Source organism: uncultured Microbacterium sp. (assembly GCF_963521695.1).
GTDB lineage: Bacteria > Actinomycetota > Actinomycetes > Actinomycetales > Microbacteriaceae > Microbacterium.
In genome coordinates this window covers 1-7,242 of sequence record NZ_CAUQWC010000180.1, presented here as the reverse complement: position 1 = coordinate 7,242, position 7,242 = coordinate 1, and the positions used below count along the sequence as shown (strand labels likewise).

7 protein-coding genes are annotated in these 7,242 nt (G+C 70.0%); 3 read left to right on the top strand and 4 right to left on the bottom strand.

From position 1 onward, the window contains the following. Positions 1-454: 454 nt before the first annotated feature. Positions 455-2,887 (bottom strand): UvrD-helicase domain-containing protein, encoded by a 2,433-nt coding sequence (locus tag RWP81_RS12545; RefSeq protein ID WP_314456582.1) that lies wholly within the window; start codon positions 2,885-2,887, stop codon positions 455-457. Between the two features lie 60 nt (positions 2,888-2,947). Beyond that, positions 2,948-3,424, bottom strand: coding sequence for a general stress protein (locus tag RWP81_RS12540; protein ID WP_055958974.1), 477 nt, complete (start codon positions 3,422-3,424; stop codon positions 2,948-2,950). A gap of 143 nt (positions 3,425-3,567) precedes the next feature. On the opposite strand from RWP81_RS12540, the gene RWP81_RS12535 reads away from it, so the two are divergent. After that, entirely contained in the window at positions 3,568-3,975 is a 408-nt protein-coding gene (locus RWP81_RS12535) for a YccF domain-containing protein (RefSeq protein ID WP_314456579.1), read from the top strand. A gap of 228 nt (positions 3,976-4,203) precedes the next feature. Here RWP81_RS12535 and RWP81_RS12530 read toward each other — a convergent pair whose 3' ends face one another. Both RWP81_RS12530 and RWP81_RS12525 read right to left on the bottom strand, forming a co-directional pair. Then, the gene (locus RWP81_RS12530) at positions 4,204-5,139 is read right to left on the bottom strand and encodes a hypothetical protein (protein WP_314456577.1); all 936 of its coding nucleotides are present in this window, start codon (positions 5,137-5,139) and stop codon (positions 4,204-4,206) included. Positions 5,140-5,226: 87 nt separating this feature from the next. Continuing rightward, positions 5,227-5,595, bottom strand: coding sequence for a VOC family protein (locus RWP81_RS12525; protein ID WP_314456575.1), 369 nt, complete (start codon positions 5,593-5,595; stop codon positions 5,227-5,229). A 54-nt stretch (positions 5,596-5,649) separates the two neighbouring features. Here RWP81_RS12525 and RWP81_RS12520 point away from each other — a divergent pair, with 54 nt between their 5' ends. After that, positions 5,650-6,087, top strand: a complete 438-nt coding sequence (locus RWP81_RS12520; protein ID WP_314456574.1) for a MarR family transcriptional regulator — start codon at positions 5,650-5,652, stop codon at positions 6,085-6,087. Between the two features lie 155 nt (positions 6,088-6,242). Next, on the top strand, positions 6,243-7,148 hold the full coding sequence (locus RWP81_RS12515) for an EamA family transporter (RefSeq protein WP_314456572.1): 906 nt from the start codon (positions 6,243-6,245) through the stop codon (positions 7,146-7,148). The last annotated feature ends 94 nt before the right edge of the window (positions 7,149-7,242 follow it).

The following is a 7,242-nucleotide window of genomic DNA, read 5'->3' as shown; positions in this document are numbered from 1 at the left end:
AATGCACCAAACACGCCCCAAACCGCCCCCGCGATCAGGGCATGACTTACCCCCAGCGGGAAAACCGTCACCGACCCCGAGCCAAGGCGCCGACAAGGCGAGAGCGCTGGGCCCGCGCGGCCCCGCGCCGCCCCGGCGATCGGTTTTGGGGCGCGAACTGTGCATTGGGGCGAGCATGGCCCGCCCCAATGCACGAAACACGCCCCAAACTCCGTCCGCGGCGTCGGCCCCCTCCGCACGGCACCCACGCGCGACGCACATCGCACCTCCCCACCGCACACAGCGCGCCCCCACCGCGCAAGGCGCCGCCAAACCGCACCGCCAACCGCTCAGAGCATCGCCGCCCTGGCCACCGCACGGGGCATCGCCGCACCCGCCCACCGCGCCGCCCACGGCGCAGCACGCAGCACGCAGCGCACCGCTCACCGACGAACGCCGGTCCCGCGGAACCGCGCTATAGCTTCGCGATCGGCGCGATCTTGACCAGCAGCTTCTTCGGCCCGACCGTGTCGAAGCGCACGTGCGCCACGCGCTTCGCGCCCTCGCCGGTCACGGCATCCACGCGTCCTTCGCCGAAGTCGTCGTGACGGATGCGGTCTCCGGATGCCAGCTCCAGGTCGCCGTTGTCGCGGACCTTCGCGGGGATGCGGTTGGGGAACTTGCTCGGGTCGGCCGGCGCGCGCTTGGGCAGCGGCACGAGGTCGTCTCCGTAGCGATTGCCGCCTCCGGACTGGCCCGGGCGACGCCCGCGGGCGTTCAACGCGCGCGACTGCGAGCCACCGCGACCGTTGACGTCGCCGGGCGACTGGCGCCAGTCGATGAGGTCGGCGGGGATCTCTTGCAGGAACCGGCTCGGCATCGCCACGGTCACCTCGCCGAACTGGGCGCGGGTCATCGCCAGCGACACGTGCAGGCGCTTACGTGCGCGGGTGATGCCGACGTAGAACAGGCGCCGCTCTTCCTGCGGGCCGCCGGGTTCGTTCGCCGAGATACGGTGCGGCAGCAGGTCTTCTTCGACGCCGGTGAGGAACACCGCGTCGTACTCGAGGCCCTTGGCGGTGTGCAGCGTCATGAGCGACACCGAGCCCGACGCGTCGTCGAGGTCGTCGGCATCCGCCACGAGGGTGACCTCGGTGAGGAAGTCGATGATGGTGCCCTCGGGGTTGTTCCGGGCGAACTCGCGGGTCACCGCGACGAGTTCGTCGAGGTTCTCGAGGCGCGCCTCGTCTTGCGGGTCTTTGCTGGCGCGCAGGGCGTCGAAGTAGCCGCTCTTGTTGAGCAGCAGGGTGAGTCCCTCGCTGACCGAGGTGGAGGGGGCGAGCTCTCCGGATGCCGGGAGCATGATGGCCGTCGCCTCGGTGAGCACCGCGTCGAGCTGGTCGATGGCCTTCTGCAGCTTCGGGCCGACGCCGATCTGGGCCGAATTGGCCAGGGCGTCGCGGAAGGTGATGCCGTGCTCGGCGGCGTAGCGGGCGATCGCGGTCTCGGTGACGTCGCCGATACCCCGGCGCGGGCGGTTCAGGATGCGACGAACTGCCATGCCATCGGCCGGATTGGCGACCGCGACCAGGTAGGCGAGGGCGTCTTTGATCTCGGCGCGCTCGTAGAACTTGGTGCCGCCCATGATCTTGTAGGGCACCGCCGAGCGGATGAAGATCTCTTCCAGCGCGCGGGACTGCGAGTTGGTGCGGTAGAACACCGCGACTCCGGAGTAGTCGACGCCCTTCTTGTGCAGCGCTTCGATCTCGTCGGCGACGAACTGGGCCTCGTCGTGTTGCGAGTAGCCGGTGAAGCCGATGATCGGGTCGCCGGCGCCGACGTCGGTCCAGAGCTTCTTGTCTTTGCGGTCGAAGTTGTTCGAGATGACCGCGTTGGCCGCCGACAGGATGTTCTGCGTCGATCGATAGTTCTGCTCGAGCAGCACGACCTTCGCACCCGGGTAGTCGCGCTCGAACTCGCTGATGTTGCGGATGTCGGCGCCGCGGAAGGCGTAGATCGACTGGTCGGAATCGCCGACGACGGTGAGGGAGCCGGCGTCGTCGCCCTCGGGCTCGGCGTCGAAGATCATCATGCCGCCGGAGGAGAACGGTTCGGCATCCGAACCCGGGGGCCGTGTGAGCTCGTGGATGAGCGCGTACTGCGCGTGGTTGGTGTCTTGATACTCGTCGACCAGGATGTGGCGGAACCGCTTGCGATAGACGTCGGCGACCTGCGGGAACGCGCGGAAGAGATAGACCGTCTGCGCGATGAGGTCGTCGAAGTCGAAGGCATTCGCCCGCTGCAGCTCGCGCTGGTAGGACGAGAAGATCTCGACGAAGACGCGTTCGGCCGGGTCGCTCATGTTGGCGGACCGCGCGTACGACTCGGCGTCGGCCAACTCGTTCTTGAGCTTCGAGATGCGACTCTGCGTGCCGGCGGGCGTGAGACCGAACGAGTCACCCTCGTGCTCTTTCACGAGCCGCTTGATGAGCGCGCGCGAGTCGCCGGAGTCGTAGATGGTGAACGCTTTAGTGAAACCGAACTGCTCGGCCTCACGGCGGAGGATGCGCACGCACGCGGAGTGGAACGTCGAGATCCACATGCCGTCGGCTTTCTGCCCGATCAGCTGATGCACGCGCTCGCGCATCTCACCCGCGGCCTTGTTGGTGAAGGTGATCGCGAGGATCTGGCTCGGATACGCCTCGCGCGTGCGCAGCAAGGACGCGATGCGCCGCGTGAGCACGCTCGTCTTTCCCGAACCGGCGCCCGCGACGATGAGCAACGCCTGACCGCGGTACGTCACGGCCTCGCGCTGAGGGCCATTCAACCCCTCGAGGAGGTCGGCATCGGGTCGGGCCGACGACGGCAGCGGGCCGTCGACGATGAGGGGCGTGGAGGCGTCGGTCATGGCGGGGTCAAGTCTAAGCGGGGCCTCCGACATCGGCCCCGGTCGCCCCGCGGGCCCGACCTACGGGCGCGTCTCGCCCGCCGCACCCGACGACAGCAGCGACTGCGCGCGGGAGAAGTGCTCGGCATCCACCGACACGTCCCACCGCTCGGCCTCGAAGCCCTGCACCGACGAGAAGTCCCGACGGCCGCCGGTGAACGCGTGGCCGGCGAAGCCGAACACGGCGCCCCACACCGCACCGAGCACGAGACCCATCAGCAGCAGGCCGAGGAAGCCGCCCGGGCTGAGCAGTCCGATGAGCACGCCGATCATCAGGCCGAACCAAGCGCCCGACGCCGCACCGAGACCTGCCGCGCGTCCCCGCGTCATCCGCCCCGTGATCTGCTCGACGATGCGCACGTCGTGTCCGACGATCGCGGTGTGCTCGACGGGGAAACCAGCGTCGGAGAGACGATCGACGGCGGCCTGCGCCCCCGTGTAGTCGCTGAAGCTCGACAGGACACGGCGTTCCGGCGTGGCGCGGGTGACGTCAGACATGATGGGTTCCTTCCCTCGGTGAGTTCCACGCTAGAGGGGCCGGGTGATGCGCAGAGGGCGCTTGCGCGCGGTACGACACCCGGATAGATGAACCCCCTGTCAAACCATGGATGCCACCCAGCCGCGGCCGCGAAGATGGATCCATGCGCTTGATCCTCAACATCCTGTGGCTGGTCCTGTCGGGCTTCTGGCTCTTCCTCGGCTATCTCGCCGCGGGCGTCGTGCTGTGCATCCTCATCGTCACGATCCCGTGGGGCATCGCCTCGTTCCGGATCGGGTTCTACGCGCTGTGGCCGTTCGGACGCGAGACCGTGTCGAAATCGACCTCGGGCCTCGGCTCCCTGCTCGGCAACATCGTGTGGGTCGTCCTCGCCGGGTGGTGGCTGGCGCTCGGTCACATCTTCACGGGGCTGCTGCTGTGCGTGACGATCATCGGTATCCCGCTGGGCATCGCCAATTTCAAGCTCGTACCCGTGTCGCTCATGCCGTTGGGTACCGAGATACGCGAGATCCGCCGCGGCGGACCGTTCGACAACACGCTCGGGCGCTGACAGCGGGCGCGACGCGCCCGGGTGCCGAGCGTCACGTCTGAGCACGACCAGGCCACCGGGCGCCGAGCCGCGCGCATGAGTGCCACCAGACGACCGGGCGCCGAGCTTCGCACCCGAGTGCTACTCGACGATCGGGCGCCCAGCCCCGCACCCGAGTGCGCCCAGACCACCGAGCACCGAGCCCCACCCACGACTGCAACCAGACGACCGGGCGCCGAGCCCCGACCCTCAGCGCGCCCGGCTGGAGCTGCGCGTAGGCAGGGCGAGCACGATCCCGACGACCGCGGCCATCAGCCCGGCCACCGTCGTCGCCGTGACGATCTCGACCGGGAACGATCCGTCGCGCGCGCCGGCCAGGCGCGCGAGATCCCACGGCAGGATGCCGATCTGATCGTTCCAGGAGCGGACAGCGTCGCGCGCCCCCACTACCGCGATGGTCGCCGCGGGAAGCGCGGATGCCACCCCGACCCCGGCGACCGCGATCCCCACCGCTCGGCGTGGGCCGATCTGCGCCGACAGAGACCACCCGGCAACGACGAAGACCCACGCCACCAGGGCGAAAGCCACGGTGAGATAGAGCACGCGCAGGGCGGGCGACGACCACACCTCCGGCCAGACGCCGGCGGGTCCCGAGAATGACACCGCGAGCAGTGCGACGACGCACCGCAGCACGATGGCACCCCCGACCGCGGCGATGATCGGCCAGGGCGAGCGGCGCCCGAGCAGCAGGCGTACGGCGACCGCGAACACCAGCCAGCTGGCGACGGCCAGTGCCACACTCCAGAGACCGTCGCGGGGAGTCTGCACCACGCGTGTGGCGACGAGGATGCCGCCGGGAACGACGATCATGAGCCACCGATCGAGCGGAAGCAGACCGAGGCTGGACTCGCGCGCCCGCCACGGTCTCGTCGAGGCGACCCAGGTGGCGCGAGCGGCAGCGGCTCCCGGACGACGCACGAGCCGGGTACGGGCCGAGATCATGCCGATGCCGACCCATACGGCCCCCAGCAGTAGGAGGAGACGGGCGACCCACTCGGTCGTCGGGCCGACGGCCATCGGCTCTCGAGCGAACGGGTCGATCGCGACCGCGACGACCGCGCCGGAGAGAAGAAGCACGGCGGCGACGACCAGGGCCAGGATGCCTCGCCCCGCCGCCGTCGCCATGCACCTACGTTACCCGTCGCACCTCGCGCCCCCGACCGCGCGGCCCGCACTCGCGCTCGGCGCGACGGCGGTCTCGAACGAGTGCGCTCAGGCCTTGTCGTGAAGGGTCACGTGGTAGCCGTCGGGGTCAGCGAAGGTGAACGTGCGGCCGAAGGGCCCGTCGATGGGCGCCACGACGATGCGATGCCCGTCGGAGACGAGCGCGTCGTGAGTCTGTTGCACGTCGGTGGCATGGAGCCAGATGGCCGCACCGATACCGGGCTGATCGATGCCCGTGAGGTCGGTTCCCGGAGCGAGGTCGCGCAGCGCGAAGGCGATCGGCGCGGTGTCGAAGACGACGGCGTGGGGCGGACCGGTGGGCGACCGCCGCAGGCCGAGGTACTGGGAGTAGAACGCGTGGGAGGCGGCGAGGTCGCGCACCTGCAGCGAGATGAAATCGGGTCCGGTGACGGGCATGGCTTGATCCTTTGTGTCAGTTATCTGACATAGAGACTATGTCAGACTACTGACATGGCGCAAGAGGCAATCGATCTGGACACGTCGCTCGGCTACCTCCTGAAAGAGGCGGCGAGCGCTCTGCGCGCGGCGATGGAAGACGTGCTGCGCCCGCTCGGTATGACGATCACGCACTACTCCTGCCTGGAGCTCCTCGCCCAACGTCCCGGCCTGTCGAACTCCGAGCTCGCGCGCGGCGCCTTCGTCACGCGCCAGTCGATGAACGTCCTGCTTCAAGCCCTCGAACGCGACGGCATCGTCGAGCGACCGGACGCGGCGCCCGTCGGCAAGGCGCTCCCGACCCGCCTGACCACGCGGGGGCGCCATTCGCTCGAGGCGGCGAGCGCCGCCGTCCGTTCGGTGGAGAAGCGCATGCTCAACGGAATGACGGATGCCGAGCAGGCCGCCGCCCTGCACGCCCTGCGTTCGATGGTGCAGGCGCTGCGCGGCTGATCCCGGGCCGACTCGGGAGGCGCGGCGCACAACGGCGGCGCGATTCGCCGACAGGCGGATACGGCCCGCGTAGGCGCGGCGTGTCCTCCTCGCGGCCCGCCGTCGTGCTCCCCGCCCGCCAACACCCGGGTGGCAGATTGTGTAACAATCCACACATGCTTCCCGCCCTCGCCGTCCTCGCCGCGGCCCTGTGCTTCTCGACGACCGGTACGGCGCAGGCGCTGGCGGGCGTCGACGCCTCCCCCGTCGCGGTCGGTGCCGCGCGGATCGTCGTGGGCGGCGGCATCCTGGGTCTCGTCGCCCTTCTGCGTCGCGCGCCGACTCCCCCGCTGCGGGTGATGCGCGGATCCGTCAGCGGACTCGTCGCCCTCGGAGCGATCGGCGTGCTCGCCTACCAACCCCTGTTCTTCCTCGGCACGCGCGAGAACGGCGTGGCCATCGGCACGGTCGTCGCTCTTGGTTCCGCGCCGATCGCCACCGGAATCGTGGATGCCGTGCGCCTGCGTCGCGTCCCCTCGCCGCGATGGATGCTCGCCACCGCCATCGCCCTCGCCGGTGCCGTGCTGGTGTCGGGAGTCACGGGCGGCTCGATCGCGCTCGCTCCGGGCGGCCTCCTCGCCTCGGCGGGCGCGGGAATGTCGTACGCCCTCTATACGGTGTGCGGCAAGGCGCTGATCGAGAGGGGGCGGGACTCCACCCGCGTCATGGGCACGGTCTTCGGTGTCGCCGCGGTGGCGAGCCTGCCGGTGCTGCTGGTAGCCGGGTCCTCTTGGCTGCTCACCCCGAACGGCCTCGCGCTCGCGCTCTGGCTCGGAGTGGTCACGACGACGATCGCCTACCTGCTGTTCGGCTGGGGGCTCGCACGGCTGACCGCCGTCACGGTCTCGACCCTGACGCTCGCCGAGCCCCTCGCGGCGACGCTGCTCGGGCTCTTCGTGCTGCATGAGCAGCTCACCCCGATGGGAGCCATCGGCCTCGCGCTCATCGCGGTGGGCCTCGCCGTGGTGTCTGTTCCATCACGTCGTCGTGAGGAGGTTCCGGATGCCACGGCCCGCTCGTGACGCCTCCGCCCGCGCCGCGGCGACGCCCGGTGGTGACGCGGGGGACGTCCCTGCGCGGGCCGCGGCGGGACTCGGCGCCCCCGCGCGTGACGCC

Excerpts from the sequence above, each read along its gene's own strand:
- RWP81_RS12540 (WP_055958974.1), bottom strand. The coding sequence starts at position 3,424 with ATGTCTGACGTCACCCGCGCCACGCCGGAACGCCGTGTCCTGTCGAGC.
- RWP81_RS12530 (WP_314456577.1), bottom strand. The coding sequence starts at position 5,139 with ATGGCGACGGCGGCGGGGCGAGGCATCCTGGCCCTGGTCGTCGCCGCC.
- RWP81_RS12545 (WP_314456582.1), bottom strand. The coding sequence starts at position 2,887 with ATGACCGACGCCTCCACGCCCCTCATCGTCGACGGCCCGCTGCCGTCG.
- RWP81_RS12535 (WP_314456579.1), top strand. The coding sequence starts at position 3,568 with ATGCGCTTGATCCTCAACATCCTGTGGCTGGTCCTGTCGGGCTTCTGG.
- RWP81_RS12525 (WP_314456575.1), bottom strand. The coding sequence starts at position 5,595 with ATGCCCGTCACCGGACCCGATTTCATCTCGCTGCAGGTGCGCGACCTC.
- RWP81_RS12515 (WP_314456572.1), top strand. The coding sequence starts at position 6,243 with ATGCTTCCCGCCCTCGCCGTCCTCGCCGCGGCCCTGTGCTTCTCGACG.
- RWP81_RS12520 (WP_314456574.1), top strand. The coding sequence starts at position 5,650 with ATGGCGCAAGAGGCAATCGATCTGGACACGTCGCTCGGCTACCTCCTG.